This is a genomic window from Mycoplasma anserisalpingitidis (assembly GCF_007859615.1).
Lineage (GTDB): Bacteria > Bacillota_I > Bacilli_A > Mycoplasmatales > Metamycoplasmataceae > Mycoplasmopsis > Mycoplasmopsis anserisalpingitidis.
In genome coordinates this window covers 579071-601425 of the sequence record NZ_CP042295.1, presented here as the reverse complement: position 1 = coordinate 601425, position 22355 = coordinate 579071, and the positions used below count along the sequence as shown (strand labels likewise).

Annotated in this window: 16 protein-coding genes and 2 tRNA genes; 10 read left to right on the top strand and 8 right to left on the bottom strand. The window is 25.8% G+C overall.

What is annotated here, in order from left to right:
- The first annotated feature begins 51 nt into the window (after window positions 1-51).
- On the top strand, window positions 52-5529 hold the full coding sequence (locus FRW55_RS02350; RefSeq protein WP_146368572.1) for a phosphatidylinositol-specific phospholipase C domain-containing protein: 5478 nt from the start codon (window positions 52-54) through the stop codon (window positions 5527-5529).
- A gap of 22 nt (window positions 5530-5551) precedes the next feature.
- Here FRW55_RS02350 and FRW55_RS02345 read toward each other — a convergent pair whose 3' ends face one another.
- Complete coding sequence (locus FRW55_RS02345) at window positions 5552-6127, bottom strand: thymidine kinase (RefSeq protein ID WP_146308430.1); 576 nt, start codon at window positions 6125-6127, stop codon at window positions 5552-5554.
- Window positions 6128-6199: 72 nt separating this feature from the next.
- On the opposite strand from FRW55_RS02345, the gene whiA reads away from it, so the two are divergent.
- A complete protein-coding gene (gene whiA, locus FRW55_RS02340; RefSeq protein WP_146368571.1) occupies window positions 6200-7033 on the top strand; it encodes a DNA-binding protein WhiA in 834 nt (277 codons plus the stop codon).
- 57 nt (window positions 7034-7090) lie between these two features.
- Here whiA and FRW55_RS02335 read toward each other — a convergent pair whose 3' ends face one another.
- The 5 genes from FRW55_RS02335 to FRW55_RS02315 form a co-directional block, all read right to left on the bottom strand.
- Entirely contained in the window at window positions 7091-7987 is an 897-nt protein-coding gene (locus FRW55_RS02335) for an SPFH domain-containing protein (RefSeq protein ID WP_146368570.1), read from the bottom strand.
- Window positions 7988-7989: 2 nt separating this feature from the next.
- Entirely contained in the window at window positions 7990-8466 is a 477-nt protein-coding gene (locus FRW55_RS02330; protein WP_146368569.1) for an NfeD family protein, read from the bottom strand.
- A 325-nt stretch (window positions 8467-8791) separates the two neighbouring features.
- Window positions 8792-9835 (bottom strand): Fic family protein, encoded by a 1044-nt coding sequence (locus FRW55_RS02325; RefSeq protein ID WP_146368568.1) that lies wholly within the window; start codon window positions 9833-9835, stop codon window positions 8792-8794.
- A gap of 972 nt (window positions 9836-10807) precedes the next feature.
- Complete coding sequence (locus tag FRW55_RS02320) at window positions 10808-11662, bottom strand: MAGa7180 family putative nuclease (protein ID WP_146368567.1); 855 nt, start codon at window positions 11660-11662, stop codon at window positions 10808-10810.
- A 9-nt stretch (window positions 11663-11671) separates the two neighbouring features.
- Window positions 11672-12310, bottom strand: coding sequence for a hypothetical protein (locus FRW55_RS02315; protein ID WP_146367429.1), 639 nt, complete (start codon window positions 12308-12310; stop codon window positions 11672-11674).
- A 400-nt stretch (window positions 12311-12710) separates the two neighbouring features.
- On the opposite strand from FRW55_RS02315, the gene FRW55_RS02310 reads away from it, so the two are divergent.
- The 7 genes from FRW55_RS02310 (at window position 12711) to FRW55_RS02280 (ending at window position 20599) form a co-directional block, all read left to right on the top strand.
- The gene (locus FRW55_RS02310) at window positions 12711-14069 is read left to right on the top strand and encodes a glycine--tRNA ligase (RefSeq protein ID WP_201798397.1); all 1359 of its coding nucleotides are present in this window, start codon (window positions 12711-12713) and stop codon (window positions 14067-14069) included.
- A gap of 14 nt (window positions 14070-14083) precedes the next feature.
- Complete coding sequence (dnaG, locus tag FRW55_RS02305) at window positions 14084-15973, top strand: DNA primase (RefSeq protein ID WP_146368566.1); 1890 nt, start codon at window positions 14084-14086, stop codon at window positions 15971-15973.
- A gap of 9 nt (window positions 15974-15982) precedes the next feature.
- Window positions 15983-17527 carry an RNA polymerase sigma factor gene (locus tag FRW55_RS02300; RefSeq protein WP_146368565.1) on the top strand — a complete coding sequence of 515 codons (1545 nt, stop codon included), beginning with the start codon at window positions 15983-15985 and terminating at the stop codon, window positions 17525-17527.
- A gap of 2 nt (window positions 17528-17529) precedes the next feature.
- Window positions 17530-18309: a Nif3-like dinuclear metal center hexameric protein gene (locus FRW55_RS02295; protein ID WP_146368564.1), complete on the top strand. Its 780-nt coding sequence runs from the start codon at window positions 17530-17532 to the stop codon at window positions 18307-18309.
- 57 nt (window positions 18310-18366) lie between these two features.
- On the top strand, window positions 18367-19080 hold the full coding sequence (locus tag FRW55_RS02290; RefSeq protein WP_146368563.1) for a pseudouridine synthase: 714 nt from the start codon (window positions 18367-18369) through the stop codon (window positions 19078-19080).
- A complete protein-coding gene (locus FRW55_RS02285; protein WP_146368562.1) occupies window positions 19061-19648 on the top strand; it encodes an ECF transporter S component in 588 nt (195 codons plus the stop codon). Before FRW55_RS02290 ends, FRW55_RS02285 begins: the two co-directional genes overlap by 20 nt.
- A 102-nt stretch (window positions 19649-19750) precedes the next feature.
- A complete protein-coding gene (locus FRW55_RS02280; protein ID WP_146368561.1) occupies window positions 19751-20599 on the top strand; it encodes a hypothetical protein in 849 nt (282 codons plus the stop codon).
- Window positions 20600-20685: 86 nt separating this feature from the next.
- Here FRW55_RS02280 and FRW55_RS02275 read toward each other — a convergent pair.
- Both FRW55_RS02275 and FRW55_RS02270 read right to left on the bottom strand, forming a co-directional pair.
- A tRNA-Lys gene (locus FRW55_RS02275) sits at window positions 20686-20761 on the bottom strand.
- 7 nt (window positions 20762-20768) lie between these two features.
- A tRNA-Leu gene (locus FRW55_RS02270) sits at window positions 20769-20855 on the bottom strand.
- 487 nt (window positions 20856-21342) lie between these two features.
- On the opposite strand from FRW55_RS02270, the gene trpS reads away from it, so the two are divergent.
- A complete protein-coding gene (gene trpS, locus FRW55_RS02265; protein WP_146368560.1) occupies window positions 21343-22353 on the top strand; it encodes a tryptophan--tRNA ligase in 1011 nt (336 codons plus the stop codon).
- The last annotated feature ends 2 nt before the right edge of the window (window positions 22354-22355 follow it).

The following is a 22355-nucleotide window of genomic DNA, read 5'->3' as shown; positions in this document are numbered from 1 at the left end:
CTATTTTAAAAAATCATATAATTTTTTTACGATTCTGAAAAAAGGAGAAATATGAAGTATAAAAAATCAATTTTAGCATTAACACCTATTTCTTTATTAACACCATTAATTGCTTCTTCAGTTATTGTTGAACAAAATGTATCTTACACTGATGCAAATGACACTCATTCATATTATTACAATTCAACAAAATTGAATTTAAATGATTGAATGTCTTCTGTTCCAGGTTGAAAAAAACTCGGAGATTTAAGTATACCTGGAACTCATGATTCAGGTATGTTTGATGGTACTGGCCCAGCTTATTTCTTTGGTAAAGCTTGAGCTAAAACTCAATCTCTAAATTGATCTCAACAACTAAAACAAGGAATTAGATTTTTTGATATTAGAGTTAATGATGAAATGTGAATAAAACACGGTAGAACATTTGCTAATGGTCAAAGTTTATCTACTTTTCTAGATGCTATGGTTGATTTTTTGAAGCAACATCCTAAAGAAACTATCATCTTTAGGGTTAAGGATGAAGATATAAGTACTCCAAGTAATCCTAATCTAGATTTTGTTAGAAAAATGAGAGAACGTTTTGAATCTACTTTGTCTAATGAAAAATATCTCCCTTATATGTTCAAAAACACTGAAAAAAGATTAGATCTCAATCCAACTTTAAATGAATTGAGGGGAAAAATCTTTGTTTATAATCATATGCACCATAATATTTCAGAGGATATTAGATTTGGAACATTATGAAATAGTCCATTTAACAAAATGTCTGCTCAAGATTTTTATGATTTTGAAGAAGGTATAAAATTCGAATTTATAAAGGAATTTATTCAAAGTGCTGAAAAGCAAAAAAATGGTAATAATATTTATATGAATTTTGTCAGTCGTGCTGCCGGCAAAAGAATCTGAGACACTTCAAGTCCAATGAATAAAAAAGTATTAAACTATTTAAATACCGAAGCAAAAGATTTTAATAAACTTGGAGTATTGATTTTTGACTACCCAGGAGATTCACTAGTTCATAGAGTTGTGAAATCTAATTACTATATTAGCGATGAAGAAATTTCAAGAGGTGTTTTAGGAAAAAACAACACAACTTTTAATATAAATTATGCTTATGATTACACTAATAAAATAAATTTTAGTTCTGATTTTAGTCAAAATACTTATGTTGATTTATATATTGATGGTGTATTGAAATTAAAGAAGTATAGTGTACCAAATAACTCTAAAGTAATAACCTTACCTAATTCTGAAAAATTAGTTTATGGTCAAAAAATTAAGATTGAATCGTATAAATTAATACAAGGAAATATTTATTATCCTGAACGTAAGTATAATGTAATAACTTCTGAGAAAACAGTCGAACCATATCCACCTTATATTTCAACAATTGAAACAACTAAAAGTAAAATCATTAATGCTCTTAATAATATTGAAGATTCAAGTATTAAAAATAAAATTAGAGAACTTATTCAACAACTTTATCTATCTAAATTGGAGAATTTGTATACTAGAAAAATAGCTAACCTTGAAAATATTAATTTAGTAAGCTCTATTGGAGCCGAGTCAAATAAATTATTAAATGATATGAGTTTAGTTTCGAGTTTATTGAATGAAGTTGAAATATTTAATGGAAGTTTAAGTTTAATTAACAATATATTTAGTGAACAAATAATAGAACAAATCAAACAAAATGTTGAAATTATATTGAAAAATATAAATACAATAGTTCAAAATTCTTTTGACTTTAGTAAGTCAAATATTACTTTAGAAAAGTTAAATAATGAATTTGAGTTTAATAAAGAGTTTTTTAACATATTCAAAAAAATTAATAGTAGTTGAATAAATATAGAAGAATTTTTTAAAACTAATAACCCTTTTAATTGACTAGATTATTCAAATATTTTTACTTCACTTAAAAACAAACAAAGTGAAATAATTAATCACTTCAATAAATCTTTAAGTGATAAAAATGTTTCAAATTTAGAGTCTAATGGTTTTATATTAAATAATAAAATTAAATCTGAATTAGATCATTTTAAAAATGTCATTTCAGCATATGACAAAGAAAAAATTTCTAAACTTTTTAATAATCAAGTAAAGTTAATTCAAAAACTTTTTAATGAATATGCAAACAGCTTAACCATAGATATAGCTGTTTTAGGAACAAGAATTGGAAATTTAGTTCTTGTAAAAGAAAAAATCGATAATGTATTTGTTAAATATGATGAGTTGATTAAACAAAGTTGATTTAATAATGTTGACCAAGAATTAATTAATAAATTGAAAATAGATTATTCTAGCTTGAGCGAATTATTTAATGAAGGTTATTTAGAGGAAAATGCTATTGATCCTGATTATATATCTAATAAAATTACTATTTTAAATGAAACTATAGATTCAATTTACCAAAAAAATCTTGAATTTGAAGAATTTAAAAGAAAAGTTATGTCTGATTTAAGACTAAATAATGGAATTATAAAATATATCAAAGCAGATTATTTAGTTAAACTTGAAAAAACAAGAACTGTTGAAGAAATTAATTCATTAATTAGTGAATGTAATACTTTAAATACACAAAAATTAGGGTTGTTAAATAACTATAATTTAACTGGATTTAAAGCTAGCGAATTAATTAAGAATGAACTTTTATTAAGTGTTTCTGAAACTAAATTAAATCAAATATTACTTGAAAAAGCCAAAAAAATGGAAGATTTAATAATTGAACTCAAATCATTGTCACAAAGATGATTAAAAGTTTTGGGTTTAAAACAATTTGAAGAAATAATCATAGAACCATATAATGTTGATCAAGAAACTAAAAATGATTATGAAAAATCAATTAAATTAGTAGTAAATTCAATTAATACTCTTTCTGAAATTGGTACAAATGAAGAATTAACTGAAATAATCAATCAGTATAAGGGTTCTGAGAGTCAATTTGTAAAATATGACTATTTTGATAAAAAATTGGAATCGACAAGAAATATTTTAAACATTTCAAATATTAGCAAAAAGCAAAAAAGGACATATTTAGCAAGTTTAAATAATACTTCATATATAAATGATTTAGTTTTAATTGAAAATAAAATTAATAATTCAAAAATTAAAGTTCAAAAATTAAACGACATTCCAATTTACAATGAAAATTCTGAATTGAGTGTTAAATTAATTAACTTAAAAGATGAAATAATTGATGATTTAGAGTATGATAATTTCTATAATGTTGTTTTAACACCGCTTAATGAAGTTATAACAGAATTAAGAAATAAAGTTAATAGTACAAATAACATTAAAACAAGCTGGAATTATAAAAATGCCGATCCATCTCTTAAAAAAGAGTTTGAATCTAGTCTAGAAAATGCATCCTTATTAGTAAATGAAATTGATATTAACTTAATCAATAACCAACTTAAAATGTTGAATAATTCAATTAATAATCTTAATGGTGATTTTCGTTTCAATGAATTATTAAATCAAGTTTTAAATATTGTTAATAATGAAACCATTTTAAATAATTCAACTCGTAATGATATTATTAAAGTTGCAAAAGAATACCAAGATATTAATGAACTTAGTTATTATAGAAGCAAAGTCGAAAAATTCATAAATAGCCTTAATAAATTGAGAGAAATTAAGGACAATAGTTTAAAAGTATTGTCTGATTACAATTACATTGATGCTGATGATGAAATCAAAAATGAATACAATTTACAAATTACAGAAATCGATTCAATTTTAAGTAACCAGAATAATTTTAATGATGAATACTTTAACAACGTAATCCAAAAATATAACAAAAGTCATCTGAAATTAAATGGGAATGTTAAATTAATTTTATTTAAGAGAGAAAAAAATAAATATTTAACAGAAAATAATATTACATTATTCGTTGATGTGATTGAAAAATTCAAAACAGAATTAAACTCTGATGATATAAATAATTTAACATCCGCGAATAGTAAGTGAAATGAAATTTACAATAAGGTTAACGTAATAAGTAATATTAATAAAACATTAAGTGAATTCAATGTAAATTATATAACTTATACTTTTAGGGATAATTTTGTTAATCGAATTAATGTAGAACTTAATGTTGAAAAATTAGATAAAATCTATAATGAATTATTAGAAGTAAAGAAAAAATTTGACGAATTAGTTTACGAAATCGAATATGATAAAGATTTTAAAAACACTCAAGATTATGATAAATTAAATCAAAAAGAAAAAGAGAAATACGAAATTGTCTTAACAAATTCTATAGAATATCTTAAAAGTAATTTTGACACCGATAACTTGGCAATGTATATAAATAATTTAAGAAATTCTAGAATTCATGTTCCAAATATTATTCCTATAATTCCGTTAAAACCTGCTAAACCAATTGAAAAAACAACCTATATTTATTTTATTTACAAAGAAACAAATGAAGAAAATAATCAAGAAATTGAACATATAATTGGTGATGTTATTGAAATCAAGTCGAATGATTTTGAAAATTTTGATTATAAACAGTTTATTCCAGAAGGTTTTGAGCTAAGTGAACAATTTTATATAATTAAAGGACAAAAAAATAATATTTATTTGAATTTGCGTATTACAGTAAATGAACCTGCGGTTAGCGAACCAAGCAATCCAATAATTCCTGTTGAACCAGATAAAGAAGAAAGTTTGAACGAGAATGTAAGCAGTGATGATAATGTGGGCGTAGAAATACCTGAAAATAATGAAACCTTTGATCCGGTTATTCCTGAAATTCCAGAGAATTCTGAAAACTCGAATGGAAATATAAACACTGATAATGATGGGGATGTCGAAAAACCCGAAAGTAATAATGAATCAGAAAATAATGATTTATCTACTCCAGAAAAACCAATAAATCCTGATAGTGAAGATCAAAAAGATGAAATAGAAGAGCCTAATAATGATGTTGAAACACCTTCTGATGATTCCGACAGTGAAAGTTCATTAGAACAACCTTCAACATCCGAAGATTCGGAAGAAAACAATACTACAGAAAAACCAATAAATCCTGATAGTGAAGATCAAAAAGATGAAATAGAAGAACCTAATAATGATGTTGAAACACCTTCTGATGATTCCGACAGTGAAAGTTCATTAGAACAACCTTCAACATCCGAAGATTCGGAAGAAAACAATACTCCAGAAAAACCAATAAATCCTGATAGTGAAGATCAAAAAGATGAAATAGAAGAACCTAATAAAGATGTTGAAACACCTTCTGATGATTCCGACAGTGAAAGTTCATTAGAACAACCTTCAACATCTGAAGATTCGAAAGAAAACAATACTCCAGAAACACCTGCTGTTTCTGATGAAACAAATAAAAACGATGAAAATATCAATTCTGAAATACCTTCAATTTCTAAAAATGTTGAAGGTAATAAAGTAAAAATTCTAGTTGGTATTATTGCAGGATTTGCAAGCTTATTATTCATTTCTGTTTCTACATTTTTTGGAGTTAAGAATGGATGATTTAAAAACTTATTAAGAAAATTTAAAAAATAGACCATAGTTTAAAACTATGGTTTTATAATCTACCTTTTTTTATTTTTGTACCTAAAACATGGCAATGTCTGCAACGAGCTTCATATTCATTATCGCCTAGTAATCTAATTTCTGTTGAATTATCTTTTCTAAAAGAAAATGCAGCAGCAGAGTGACAAACAACGCAAACAGATTTTAATTTTGAAACCTCATCCGCGATAGCTAATAATTTAGGAACAACACCAAATGGTCTCATCATGTAATCCATATCTAAACCACTAACAATAACTCTTACACCATTATTTGTAAGTTTATTTATAACATCTATGATTTCATCATCAAAAAAGTGAACTTCGTCAATTGCTACTGATTTAAATGATTTGTCAAAGTGTTCCAAAATTTCACTAGGTTTTTCAATATTTATAGCTTTTACAAATTTACCATTTCTACTTACAATATTGTCAAACGAAAATCTTGTATCAAATCTAGGTTTTATAATTAATGTATTGATTTTAGCAATACTTAGAATATTTATTCGTTTTAATAATTCTTCTGTTTTACCAGCAAACATAGGGCCAGTAATTACTTCTAAAGTTCCATCAGGATATTTCAAAAACATCGTTCCTCTTTTCAAATATGTAATTTAATTATAAAATTTATTTTTGCAAAATCTAATAAAATTTAATGTGTTATGAAAAAAGAATTCAGCTTTGCACAAGAGATTAAACTTGAAATAATTGATAATCAAAAATTACCTAAAAATATTAAATCTTTCATCAAAGGATTTATATTCTCGGGTGCAAAAATAATTGATGATGAGTACGTTTGTATAATTAGAAATAAAATATATTTAGAAAAAATAATAAATTTACTAAAGATTATTAAAATAGAATTTACTGTCCAAAACACTAAATTATCAATTAATAAAAAATATTTTAAAAATGAGTCAATCAATTATCCTTCAAGTTATTTTGCTGGTGTTTTCTTTTCTAGTGGAAGTTGTTTTAATAAAAATAGCACTTCTTATCATTTGGAATTTAGTTGTTATTACGAAAAAAATATGAACGTTTTAATTGAAAAACTAAATTCATATGATTTTGATTTTCATATTTTAAATAGAAACAATAAATTTACTGCATATATAAAAAAAATTGACAAAATTTGTGAGTTTTTACTTGCTATTGAAGCAAAAAAAGCATATTTTTCTCTTCAAGATGTAAAAATTGAACGTGATTTAGAAAATACAATTAATAGAGTTAATAATATCGATTTCTCAAATTTGACTAAAGTAGCTAAATCATCAATAAATCATATTAAAATGATTAATTTCATTTTTGAAAATAATTTAGAAGGTTATTTTAATCAAAATCAATTAGTTTTCTTCAATATAAAATTAGAGCACCCTGAACTTTCATTGCAAAATATTTCTGAAATATTAGAAAATGAATATAACATATTCATCTCCAAAGGTGGATTAAACCATTGAATTAACAAACTTAAATCTGTTTATGATAATTATAAATAAGTAAAATTAAGAGTTTAAAATAAATAACAAAAAGTCAGTCTTAAGACTGACTAATTTTTATTTTTCAACTTTTTCAACTTTAGAATCGTTAAACATTTCAGCTGCTACACTCATAGTTGAAGCAATGTCTGCAAGATTAGGTGGAATAATGATTTTTGTTGCATTTCCATCTGCAAGAGTTTTTAATCCTTCGATTGACTGGTATTTAAGATATTCAGGTGTAATTTTTGCTGAAGTAATAAGCTCTATCGCTTCTCTTTCAGCTTGGGCTTTGAGGATTTTAGCTTCCTTATGAGCTTCTGCCTCAAGAATTAAAGCTTTACTTTTACCTTCGGCAATTTTAATACTTGCTTCTTTACGTCCTTCAGCTTCAAGAATGTTTGCTCTTTTTTCACGTTCAGCTTGCATTTGTTTTTCCATAGCTTTTTGAACATCTTTTGGTGGAGTAATATTCTTAACTTCAACTCTATTTACTTTGATTCCTCACGCATCAGAAGCCTCATCAAGAATAGAAGTTAATTTATTATTAACAATTTCCCTTGAAGTAAGAGTGTGATCTAAATCTAATTCACCAAGTAAGTTTCTAAGTGTTGTTGCAGATAATTTTTCAAGAGCTAAATTAGGGTTTTCGGCTCCATATGTATACAATTTAGCATCTGTAATTTGATAGAAAACTACTGTATCAACAGTAATTAAAACGTTATCTTTTGTAATAACATCTTGAGGTTCATAATCAGATACTTTTTCTTTGTAGTTTCCTTTTAAAGCTACTCTGTCAATGAAAGGAATTTTTACATGAATTCCACTATTTCAAACTTTTTTATAAACTCCAAATCTTTCAATAACATAGAATGAAGTTTGTGGAACGATTTTAATAGAAAGTGATAATGCTAATAGAATTAAAACAATAATAACTATCACTAAAACAAATAATGCTGTATATGTTGGATTCATTTTTACTCTCCTTTAACTGGTTTAATATATAAAGTATTTCCTTCAATTTTTATAACTTCAACCTTTGTTCCTTGCTTAATAAAATCAATATTTTCAACTGGTAAAGTTCTAAAAGTTTTTCCACCTATATAAACTCTTCCGTATTCTTCAACCGTTTTAGGTTCTCTGTGAGCATCGACTAATAAGTCAGTTTGATGTCCAATTAATTCAAGAATTGGCCCTTGATATTTTGTTTTAATAAACTTTTTACCAAAGAAATAGAATAAAACTATCAAAATAGTTCCAATCACAATAAATAAAAGAATTTCTAAAATTGTGCTAACTATACTTCCTTTTACAAAAATAGATATAAATAATGAAGGGATTGCTGAAATAGTTATCAAGCTACTATAAATTCCAAAAGTTGTTAACTCCACTATCAATGAAACTAGAATTATCGTAGACCAGATAACTATTGTTGTTATCATAATTTCATTCATAGTTAAATTATAAACATAAATTAGAAAAATATTTGTAATTTAATGGTTAAAATGAGTATTAAATTGTAAAAAATTATATTATTAAACACTTATATATAGATAATTAATTTATTTGAAATAAGCATATATTTAAAATCTTACATTAAATAAATTAAGGTCGGTGTAAAAAATGTGTGGAGAAATTACTCACTGCATTTTTTACCAGACCCTAATATTCCTATTCACATTCTTCTACTTATTTGCATCAAAAAACATCTACTATAAAGGTAGATGCCTTCACCTAATCTTGTTTCATCTCTTAAAATAACTAATAATTTAAGGTATTTTATTTCTTAGCATAAAATGTAGCTTTTCCTTTACCGTGTCTTGTTATATATCCTTCTTCTATCAATTGTTTAAGCATATTTTCAATTGTACTTTTACCAACACTAGGAACTAACTCCATAATATCGTTTTTTGTGAATTTTCCCAATTTACTATCAACTGCATTTCTTACAAGTTCAATTGTAGGAAGTTTTTCATCTAAATAATCAACTCTTTCTTCAAAGTCTATGTAAGCTGCTAATATCATTCTAAGAATATATTTTACAAACGGAACTGGATTTTCCTTATTTTCATGTCAACCTATACCACTTTTTTCTAATGCAGCATAATAACTTTCTTTATTTTTTTCTATTTTGCTTTCTAAGCTAATATATTTTCCAATAACATATCCTTGTCTATATAGTAAGAGTGTAGTCAACAATCTGCTCATTCTACCATTTCCATCATTGAATGGATGAATGCACAAAAAATCGTGAATAAAGATTGGAATCAAAAGTAGTGAATCAATTTCTCCTTTATCCAAAGCTTTATTTAATTCATCACAGATTTGCTCTATAGCAACGGGTGTTTCATATGGGGGTAAAGGTTTAAACCTTTCAATAATATCACCGTCTTTGGTTTTTTCAACAATGGAATTTTGTGTATTTTTATAACGTCCTCCAATCTTTCTTTCACCATATTTGAACAAATCTCTGTGAAGTTGCAAAATATAATTACTGCTAATTGGAATATATTCATAACTTTCGTGGATCGTATTCAATACGTCTCTATAACCAATTATCTCTTCTTCATCTCGGTTTTTAGGAGTTGTTTTTTCGTTCATTAATTGCTTTATTCTAGTTGCTGTAGTAATAATCCCCTCTATTTTATTTGAATCTTCTACACTTTGAATTTTAGCAATTTCTACTAATTTATCTAAAAGAGCGGGTTTGCGTACCAAAAATAACTCTTGTTTTCCCTTATGCTCATGTATTTGTGCTAGAAGGTTTATTGTTTCACTATCCCACTTACTTTTTGCTAAATTTGCATAATTATAAGTTCTCATTCACCCATCTCCTTTTTTATTCACCTAATTATACTGTATTTTTAGGTGAATGTTAAGTTTTTAGGCGATTCAATTCATTTATTTTTGTGGTTTATATAATAAAATAACACTCAATAAACTATAAACTAAGACAGTTTTATTATTATTTTCGATAATTGATACTTAGAACATTACTAAAAAAACACTTAAATATAAAAAGGTATCAAATTGCTTAATTTTCCTATTCCCATTCCTCCTACTTTTTAGTAGATGTCCTTATATTTAGGGAACAAATTTATATTCCAGAATGCAAAAAGTCCCCCCGATAGTAATTTTTGTACTACATGTAAAAAAAGATACTAAATCTCTCCTAACAAATCTGAATTATTTTCAAAATTCACTAATTAAGAATAATATTTATTGATTTTGTTTTTAATTACTCAACTAGCTTTATCTATTTTTGTTTGTCTATTCCATATTTATTAATAAAATACGGAATATTAATAACATCAATATAAATAAGTTCCTATATTAAGTTATCAGAAATTGTGCATTCTTTATTTATTAAATACTTAATTAATAAATTATTTAAGTTGAAATGATTAATGACCCCTATACAAGAATACTTCGTTATTGCAAATCTATTTAGATGATTTAATTTCTAAATCTTTATTTATATTATTTTTTGTCTTAATGTAGATTCTGCTTTCTTATATATCCTTTCTAATTAATTTTTTTGTTCCTTGTTCAAGCAAATAATACCTCCACATACATAAAAATTATTATGTACTTTATCAAAGACTCTTGAGTCATCAGGATAAATATATAAATTCATTTTCCTCCATAAATTAATTTTAAAATAAAAACCATCTAATTTAAGATGGCCCATGATTGGCGAGCTTACAGTTCGCTTAAACATTAGTTCAATAACACGAGTATACAGCGAAATCATACCTGCATAATAATTATATACTAATTAAATTTATTAAATGTTTATCCTATAAAATCCAAATCAGCTTTACCCTCTTGTTTTCACTTGTTTAGTAATTCTTCTCATTCTTGTTCATTTTTACAACGTAAATAGTCAACTTGCATTTTATCTTTAATTAAGTTATACTTAGGTGAAACAATACTATTTGTGTAAAAATAGTATCATTCTTTAACTTTATTTATATCGTCTTTTGTTTCGGACTCATTTACCACAAAAGTATAATTTGCAATTCTTCTTTGGTTTAAATCAACACTTTCTGGGTTTTCATAATCGCCTTTATCATCTTCTAAAAACGCAGCCACAATACTATATTTGTTAGCGCCCATCAAATATGAATAAAGCTGAGCTTGCTTACGGTAGTTTGCTGGAACATTTTCATAAATTCCATTAGCGTTTTTTTTATTTCAAGTTTCATAGTTTTTCGCTCCAGTAGTTTTGATTTCTAAAATCATATTTTTTGATGGAATATAACCATCAGGAACTCCACTAATAACTTCATCCTTACCTGCAAAATAGTCATAATTGTAATCTTTAGCACTGTAATTTTCAATATCTAAACCTTTAAATGTCGTTCTAAGTACATCAAATATTTTTGGTTCTAGAATTGTACCGGCATAGATATATTTTTTTTGCAGTACATCCATTTTTAATCTCGCTATATGACAAAAAGCGCTAAACTGTGAACTAAAAGCGGTAACCTCCAAAACATCAGCTACTGTACTACCACCAATTTTCTTGTATGACTTAAATTTGTTGCTTTTATTTTTTAGTTGTTGAAAAAAGTCAGGCGATAAAATTATTACCTGTTCTTCTTCATCTAAAACATATTCTCTTCCGTTGTAATATTTTCTATTCAAAACTTCTCCTTATTTTAAAAGGTTAGCAATGATTGCTTGTGTCATTGTTGTAACATTATCGAAATTTGCTACACCATTTTCGTTAACCATAATTTTTGCCGGAACAATATAATCAAAACAAATGTTAACTAGTTTATCAAAACTTGTTTCAGTTATGTTGTCATCAACTCCAACTACAAATTTACTTGCATCCATAAATTTTTCAATTCTAATCGATAGAATTTTAACTTGTGCATCACTAACAAGATTTTTTATTTTACTGATATTACCTTTAAAATAGTCTAATTCATTAGGAAATCTCATATCATCGATTAAGTATAAACTATTAATTCCATTATCATTTGCAACCTTAACATTCTCAATAATTTTGTTAAAAGTTCTTGCACATCAAATGTCTGGATCTATATTTCTACCAACTTCTCCCATAGCAATTCAAAGTGGTCTAACAACTTCTTTATCTTTACCATCTCATTCGATTTCATCTAAAATTGGCTTAGTGATAGTTTTAATAGGTTCAGCGAAAGAAAGTACTTTAATATCTTTAAAATCTTCTGCTAAGTGTTTTTTAAGTGATTCAGTTAAAAGACCTTTCCCCGATCTTCTTTTCCCGTTAATTAATATAATAATGTGTTTTTTTGAATCGTTCATTTCTTCTCCTGACTTTAAATTTATATAATCTAATAATAGCATTTAAAAATTGAAGAATTTATAAAATATGAAAATAATTAGGTGTAAAAATAAATAATTTTCAATGCAAATTTTTTGAATTTTTAAAGTATTTTCATAATAAAAATTATTGTTTTATTTTTGATTAAAAATATTGATAAATTTACACTTTTTCATTCTCACAAGTTCAATAAAATATGGAAAATTTTACTGAAATAATTTTTCACATTATTAAAATTTTCAGTTATATTTAAAATTTAAGTTTTTATAAATTATTATGTGTAAAATTCCAAAAAAGTGTGCAAAATAACATCTCAAGTCATCGTAAAAACAGTATCTCTTTCCTTATTTTAAAACATGTTTGTAGTAAAATATAATGTATATGTTAAATAATAAGAAAAATATGCAAGAAATTGTAAATCATTTAAAAAATTCAGGTTTTGTTTACCAAGGAAGTGAAATTTATGGAGGACTTTCAAATACTTGAGATTATGGACCATTAGGTTCGCTTTTGAAAGATAATATTGAAAATTCTTGAAAGAAAGAATTCATCTTCAAAGAGAAACAAAATTACTTAATTGATTCAAAAATTTTAATGAACCCACAAGTTTGAGTAGTTAGTGGACATGTAAGTAATTTTAACGACCCATTAATTGAAAATAAAGTAAATGGTAAAAGATATCGTGCGGATAAATTAATTGAAGAATTTGATCCAACTATAAATGCTGAAATTATGAGTTTTGAACAAATGAAGAACTTTTTAGTAGAAAACATAAAAAAATACGAAGGAAGTGAAACAAATTGAAGTGATATTAGAACTTTTAATTTAATGTTTGAAACTAAGCAAGGTGTTACTGAGGATTCTAAATCTAAAGTTTATCTAAGACCAGAAACAGCTCAAGGTATTTTTGTTAATTTTAAAAATGTTCAAAGAACTACAAGAAGTAAATTACCTATGGGTGTTGGACAAGTTGGAAAAAGTTTTAGAAATGAAGTTACTCCAGGAAACTTTATTTTCAGAACTAGAGAATTTGAACAAATGGAATTAGAAGTGTTTTGTTCGCCCGAACAAGCAAATGAAACATTTAATTACTATGTAAACAAATGTTATGAATTTGCCCAAAAACTTGGAATTAGAAAAGAAAGTTTAAGAATCAGACCACATGAAAAAGATGAACTTTCACATTATTCAACGGCAACAAGTGACATTGAATTTACTTTCCCATTTGGATGAGGTGAGTTATTAGGAATTGCTAATAGAACTAATTATGACTTATCTAGTCATATGAACGCTACAGGTGAAAGTTTAGAATATCTTGATCCAGTAACAAATCAAAAATTTGTTCCTTATGTTATCGAACCAAGCATTGGATTAGACAGATTAATGCTTGCTATTATTATCGATTCATATGTTGAAGAAAAACTTGAAAACGACAGTAGAATAGTTTTAAAATTAGCTAAAGAAATTGCACCATATAAATTTGCTGTTTTACCACTTGTTAAGAAACTTTCAGATAAGGCTACAGAAATTTATGAAAAATTAATAGACTTAAATGTTTCTGTAACTTATGACGAAGCTGGTTCAATTGGTAAAAGATATCGTAGACAAGATTCTATTGGTACATATTACTGTTTAACTGTTGATTATGATACTTTAGAAGATAATTGTGTAACTTTAAGAAATAGAGACACAATGGAACAAATCAGAATAAATATTGAAGATTTACATAAATATATTTAATTAATTGGAGTTAGATGAGTGATTTTAATCAAATAATTAATAATGCTGATATAGTATCTACTATTTCAAATTTTGTTAATTTACAGAAAAAGGGTAAGGATTATGTTGGTCTTTGTCCATTTCATGGTGATTCAAATCCTAGTATGAGTGTATCTCCAGATAAAAAAATTTTTAAGTGCTTTAGTTGTGGGGTTAGTGGTAATGCTTTAACTTTTTTGATGAAAATCAAGTCACTGAGTTTTACTGAAGCTATCAAAATATTAGCTAGTGAGCAAGGAATTGAATTAAATATAAAAGATCATTCCCTTGATTATTTAAACCAAATTAGTGATGAACAAAAAGAACTTTTAGATATTTTAAGTAATGCAGAAAGTTTTTTTCATGTTAATTTGCTTGCGAATAATAACGCTAAAAAGTATCTTGAATCTAGAAATATTTCACTTGAATTAGCTCGCTATTTAAGAATTGGTTATGCTCCTGAAGATGGGATTGCTAGACTGATTAGTCAATTTAATTATGCTGATACAAAATTAAATCGAGCTGGTTTAAAAAATGAAAATCTAAATGAATATTTCAGAAATAGACTTATTTTTCCGATTCACGACGAACATGGCAACACAATCGCTTTTAGTGGCAGATTGTTATACAACGATAAAAATTCTCCAAAATATATTAATTCACCTGAGACTATTATTTTTAATAAATCAAGTGTTTTATACAATTTTGATCGTGCTAAAGAAGAAGCTAGAATTAAAAAAGAAATCTATCTTTGTGAAGGATTTTTTGACGTTATAGCTCTACTTAAAGTGAATTATAAAAATGCTGTCGCATTAATGGGAACCGCACTAACTAAACAGCATTTAAATTTACTAAGGAATTTAAGAATTAATATTTTTCTAGATAATGACACAGCAGGAGTTAATGCTACACTCCATTCAGTATATTTCTTACTAAAAAATAAATTCGAAGTTTTTGTGATTAATAATCCCTTTGATTTAGATCCTGATGAAATTTTAGTAAGAAATGGTTCTAATGCTTTGCTTGGAATATTGAATAATAAAATTACAGGTATTGAGCATGTTTATAATTTATTAATCAAGCGTTTTAATTTAGATGAACCGAAAAGTATAACTTTACTTAACATTAAAAATTTTGTAGAAGAATTTAAAAATTATTTAGTTTATTGTGATGATGAAATTATTAATTATTTCAGAAATAAAATTCATAACAAGTTCAATTATGAATTTGAAGTTAAAAAAAATGAACAAAGTGATGAATTTTATGAATTAAATAATGATGAAAAATTGATTGACAATTCAAAAATTTTTAATCAAACTTACAAACAAAATAATAACTACAATTTTAATAATAAAACTCAAGTTAAAAGATTTAATAAAGCTAAAATCAAAAATCATCTTTCTTCTGATCCATTAAATATCTTATTAATTTCATTTTTAAAAAATCCAAGTACTGAAAAATACATATGGGAAAAAGGAATGAAAATAATTAATGAATATGCAAGATTTCTTAAAGATTCAATATCGTATGAATTATTCATTGAGTATTGCAAGGAGTATAAAAGAAGTAATGGTGAAATTTCTGAAATACAAAAAGAGAAGATTTTGCATTTGATTTATAGTAAATTTTATGATTTTATAATAAGTCATATTAATTCAGAGGATATTTCCAAAAATATTCTCAATAATTTAATAATTGACATAGATAAAAGGGTTAATGAATTTCAAAATCTAGAAGAGTTTAGAAATTTCATTAAAAACACTTACGATAATATTAACTCTGACCAATTTTTAGTTCATAAATATATCTCTGCTGAAATTCCAGAGTTTAAAAAAGATATATTAATAAAGAATATGGAAGTTAAAAAAGGTAAGAAAAAAGAATAAGAGGAAAATATGGAATTTAAATATAAAGATTTAATTGACATGCTAGAAGCTTACATGAAATCCAAAAAGAAAAAAACACTTAGTCAAGAAGATGTTTTTGAATTTTTGGATAAAAAGAATTTAAGTATAGATGATGAAGATTCTATTGAAGAGTTGCTTGAAGAACTTTATGAAGCTAATTTGATTGAAGATAAAGTTGACGATGGTGATCTAAATGATATATCTGATTCAGATTTTGATGAAATTAATAATTCAATTTCTTCTTCAAGTAAAAAATCATCAAAAAAGAAAGCTAAAAAAACTGAAATAACTGAATTTGATGACTTGGATTCAGATAATTCTTCAGAAAAGAATGAAGATGAAATGGATTTTGATTCATTGGGTGAAGAATTCGATGATGACGATTATGATGATGATTTTGATGGTGAATATGATGAATTAGATGATTTATTAAACTTAGATGATCTTAATGAAGATGACTTATTAAATGATTCTAATGAATCTGACGAAGATGAAAAAGAAGATGAAGAAGAGGTAGAACTTAAGGATCATGAAAACTATGACGATGAAGATCTTAGTTTAGATAACCTTGATTTGGACATATATAATGACGCTGATTTTGATGTTAATCAGGACGACTTAATTAGAGGAAAATCACTTAATAATAAACTTACTGAAACTAACGATATTGTTAAGTGATACATGAGATGAATTGGTAAATATGGTGAACTTCTTAGTGCTGATGAAGAAGTTGAATTAGCTAAAACAATGAACCTTGGTGGTTTCAGAGGTAAAAGAGCTAGAGATAAACTTATCAAACGTAATTTACGTCTTGTTATCAATAATGCTAAGAAATACAAAAATAGAGGGTTGTCATTCATCGACTTAATTAGTGAAGGTAATGCTGGAATTCTAAAAGCGGCGCAAAAATACAATGTTGACAAAGGATTCAAGTTCTCAACTTATGCAACTTGATGAATTCGTCAAGCAATTACTCGTGCAGTAGCTGATCAAGCCAGAACAATTCGTGTTCCTGTTCACATGGTTGAAACAATTAATAAAATTACTAAAATTGAACGTGAATTACAACAAGAACTTGGACGTGAACCACTTGATGAAGAAATCGCTGCAAAATTCGGTAATGCTTATACAGCTGAAAAAGTTAGATATATCAGAAAAATCAATATCGATCCAATTTCTTTAGATAAACAAATTGGTAAAGAAAATGATTCATCTTTTAGTGATTTTGTTAAAGATGAAAGTATTCCAAATCCTGTTGACTATGCTTCACAAGAACAACTTAGTGAATTATTGCTTGATCTAATAGAAAATAATCTTGATAAAAATGATAAAGAATTAATTTGCAAACGTTATGGTGTTGGATATGATGAAAATGGTAATAGATATAGAGTTCATTCTTTCGAAGAATTAGCAAAAGAACGTGGTGGAGTATCTAAGGAGAGAATTCGTCAAATCGAAAATAGAATTCTCAGAAGACTTAAAAACTCATCAAAAAATGGAAAACAACTCATTAAAGATTTCCTTAAAAACTAATTATGAAAATTAAACAACTAACTGAGTTTTTATTTAATAAATACCCCTTAAGTCTTAAGGAAGTTTGAGATCCAACTGGCTTCTCATTTAAATTTAATTTAAGTGAAAAACTAACCGGAGTAGTTTTAGCTATTGATATCACCGACCAAGTGGTCGATTATGCAATTGAAAATAATTGTAATGTCATCTTAACTCACCACCCATTTTTATTTGAAAAAACAATGGAAATGGAAAAAATTAAAGCTCCATATAAAATGAGTTTAATAAAAAAAATTAAACAACATAGAATTAACACTATTTCATTCCATACTAATTATGATAATCATATTCATGGAACAAGTTATCAAATAGCTAGATTTATGGGAATAGAAAATTATTCATATTTTCAAAACAGTGGTTATCCATGCGTATTAAATTACAAAACAACACCAAATCAATTTATTAAATTACTAAAAGATAAAATTAAAATTAATAGTTTTAGAACCAACTTAACTGATGCACAATTAAATGAAAATATTACTAAAATTATTTTAATGAGCGGAAGTGGTTTTGTTGGTGATATTAATGAATGAACCAAAAAAGGTGCAGATTTAATTGTTTCAAGTGATTTTCGTTGAAGTGACTGAATAAATTTTCAACAAATTAATGCGCCAATTCTTGAAGTACCACATTTAGATGAACATGTTTTTGTTTGAGATGTTTCAGCCCAACTAAAAAAGAAATTTGATGAGCTAAACATCCTTACCTTTAATGTTGAACAGCCTTATCGTAATATAGATTAATCAGAATTTCTGATTTTTCTTTTTCTCTTTATTTTGAAGTATAATATAAAAATAATTATGCGTTTAGATAAGTATTTAAGTAAGGTTTTAGATTTAAGTAGAAGTGAATCAAAAAAATTAATAACAAAAAAGGTCATTAAAGTCAACGGTTTATTAGTTAATAAAAATATTGATATTGATGAAAAAAATGATTCAGTTTATTGTGATGATAATAAACTTGAATATAAGGAATTTGTGTATTTAGCATTAAACAAACCAAAAGATTTTGTAAGTTCACATTCTGATGAGTTCAATTATCAATCTGTTTATAATTTAATTGATAAAAAATATCACAAATGTGAAATTATAGGCAGACTTGATGTTGATACTACTGGATTGTTGATTTTTACTAACCAAACTAGTAAAATTCATGAATTATTATCACCTAAAAAACATGCTTGAAAAACTTATCTAGTAACTCACTTAAAACAATTAAGTCAAACAGATATTGATAAGTTAAAAAATGGAATAAAAATAAACGAAGAGTTTACAACTTTAGAAGCAAAAGTGAAAAAATTAAGTGATTTTCAAACTCTTTTAAGTATCAGAGAAGGAAAATTTCACCAAATTAAAAAAATGTTTAAAGCGATCGAAAATGAAGTAAAACAATTAGAAAGAATTAGTTTTAACAAACTAAATTTATACAACTTAAAAATTAAAACTGGTGAATATAAAGAATTAAACGAAAGGGAAATAGAACTATTATTAGATTATGAAAAAAACAACAATTAAAGACATCGCTTATTTGGCTATTTACTTTGCTTTGATACTAATTCTTTCTCTTGTACCTTTCTTGGGTCTTATTCAAGTCTTTAGTGTAAGTATTAATTTACTTACCATTATTATAGTAATTGCGACTTTTCATCTTGGTTTAAGAGGATCTCTTTTTAGTGCTTTATTTGTTGGAATCGGTTCTTTTATAAGTGCTTTAGTATATGGAAAAGCATTATTCATCTTTGCTGATATTGCTATTATACCTAGGTTTTTATTGGGTTTAGTCAGTTATTTTATTTATTTAGCTTTTAGAAAAAAAGTTAATGTTATTTCCATTTTCATTAATACTTTTGTAACCGTTTTATCTAATAGCATATTAGTAACTGGAATGTTATTTATTCATCATTCAATAGTGAAAATTGATTTTATTCAGAATTTTATTGTTTGAATTAGCTTAATATGAATAAATGTTTTAGTTGAAGTAATAGTGTTACCTATTTTATCTATTTTATTATTCAAATTTATTAAATTTCTACACAACAAAAGAGTAGAAGAACTAAAAAATTCCTCAAACATTTATTATTAATTGTTTTTTCATAATTTTGACTATTAATTAAATGTTAAATTAGTCTTTTGCTAAAACTAGTATATAATTTATAAGAAATATTATTGTTAAAAAGGATGAAATATGAGTAAAACAAACAAAAAATCTCTAAAACTTATTATAGGTTTATTACTTGCTGGTTCAGCCGTTACAGTTGGTTCATGTATCGTGACTCAAAAAATGATTGAAAAAGAATCACTTAAAAGAGCATATGCAAAGAATTTTAAAATTAATCAAGTTAGACGTGATGGGTTGAGAGATTTAATTAATAAATTAGATGATACTGAAGAACACAAAAGTAGAAGAGATTCCTTATTAAATGAATATAGTAATCTTTTAACTACTACAACTGATCCAAAAAAACTTAAAACAAATAATGACAAATTACAAAGTGTATTCGAAGAACTTTCAAAAGAAATTGATCCACTTTACAATGTTGAGAAAGAAAAATTAGAAAATGTTTATCAAAAAGCATTAGATGCAAATGCTTTATATGATGAAATGTACCAAATCAAATCAATTAATGTAGTTAAAAATTCTAAAGATTGATTAGAAAACAAAGATAATGCTATCACAATTCAAAAAGTAAAAGATGAAACTGCAAGAATGGCAGCTCTTATTGCAAACCTTCAAGAATTTTCTGAATTAAGAACTAAAATTAAAAGTATTGTAAGTTTTGATACCGTTGAATCTTCAAAAGCTAAAAAAATTATTGATGCTGCATTAAATAAGGAAAAACCTACATATAAAAATGAAGTTGCTACATCAGAAATTGTTAAAAAAGTATTAGATATTAAAAGTAGTATTGAACTTAAAAACTCAAAATTAACTGCCTTTGAGAATGTAGAAGAATTTACAGATGCTCAGAAATCATCAATTAACCAAACAATATCAGAATTAAATAAACTTTATGAAAACTTACAAAACCTATAATTAAATGCCAGTTTGGCATTTTTATTTATCCTTAAATTTAATTAAAAAAACACCAACTAAGGTGTTTTGGTCAACTTTCATTGAACTGGTACGCTCTAGAGGATTCGAACCTCCGACCCAATGGTTAAAAGCCATTTGCTCTACCTTCTGAGCTAAGAGCGCAGATAATTGGTGCCCAGAACTGGACTTGAACCAGCACAGTATTGCTACCGAGGGATTTTAAGTCCCTTGCGTCTACCTATTCCGCCACCTGGGCTTTTGCTTTGTTGCTTTACTATTATATACCAATTTTTTTTATTCCAAAGAAATTTTATCTTTTTTATTTAGAATTTTTTTAGAGAATATTTTAGTAACAAAGTAATTATATTACAATAAGCATGAAAATAGAAATATTTAATAAATATGAATATAGCATAGTTAAATTTAATGGGTTATAACTATTTAATTAAAAGTTAAAAGTGATGAGGAATTGTAATTTTTTGTTTTATCTACTTAAAAAGAAAGTGACTATAATTATGATAATTCCCATTATATGAAGAATACAACAATAAAGACCCATATTAATAATCAATTGCAAACTTCATGTATAAAAACTACACATGATTTTTTATTTTCATCAAAATTATTTAATACAAATATTAAACAAAAAATCCATTTATTAATAATATTAATAAAGTGCTAAAGACTATGAAAAATTACTAAAAGTAATAAAATATAAACATATATAAAATATAGGAGATTTTATGGACATAAACAAGAAAAAAGTTCTTGTAACAGGAATTAAACCTACAGGTGATTTAACACTAGGAAATTATATAGGTGCTTTAGTTCCTTTTCTTAATTTACAAGATAAATTTGATGAATGTTACTTTTTTGTAGCAGATTTACACGCTTTAACTACTGGTGATATCAAACCAAATGATTTAATGAAAAATAGAAAAGATGTCGTTGCACTTTATTTAGCATGTGGACTTGATTTAAATAAAGTGAATATCTTTTATCAATCTGAAGTTATGGAACATGGAATGATGCAATGATTATTAACTTGTGAAACAGCAATAGGTGAATTAGAAAGAATGACTCAATTCAAAGATAAATCACAAAAAATGGTTAAACAAGCTAATGGAACTGAAAAAATACCTACTGGTTTATTGATGTATCCTACTTTAATGGCTGGTGATATCATTCTTTATGATGCTGATGCTGTTCCAGTGGGTGAAGACCAAACTCAACATCTTGAACTTACACGGACATTAATTAAAAGAATTAATAAACGTTATAAATTAAACTTTAAAACTCCTAAATCATTTATACCTGAAGTTGGAGCTAGAATTAAATCTTTAAGTGATCCCACTCAAAAAATGTCTAAAAGTGAAAAAGGAAGTAAATCAACTATTTATTTATTTGATGATCCTAAAGAGGCTTATAACAAAATTCTTAAAGCGGTAACAGACAGCGAAAATAAAATTTACATTAGCGAAGAAAAACAAGGTGTGCTTAACTTATTAAATATTTATGCTGCTCTTAAAAAGGTATCTCTTGAAGAAAGTGAAAAACACTTTTTAGACAAAAATTACAAAGAATTAAAAGAAGAAGTTGGACAATTAGTGTTTGATTTGTTAACTGATATCCAAACTAAATATAAACTTGCTCTAGAAAAAGTAGACCAAATTACTGAACAAGGTGCGCAAAAAGCTAGAGCCGTAGCTTCAGTAAACTTAAACAAATTAATGAAAAATATGGGATTTAAATAATA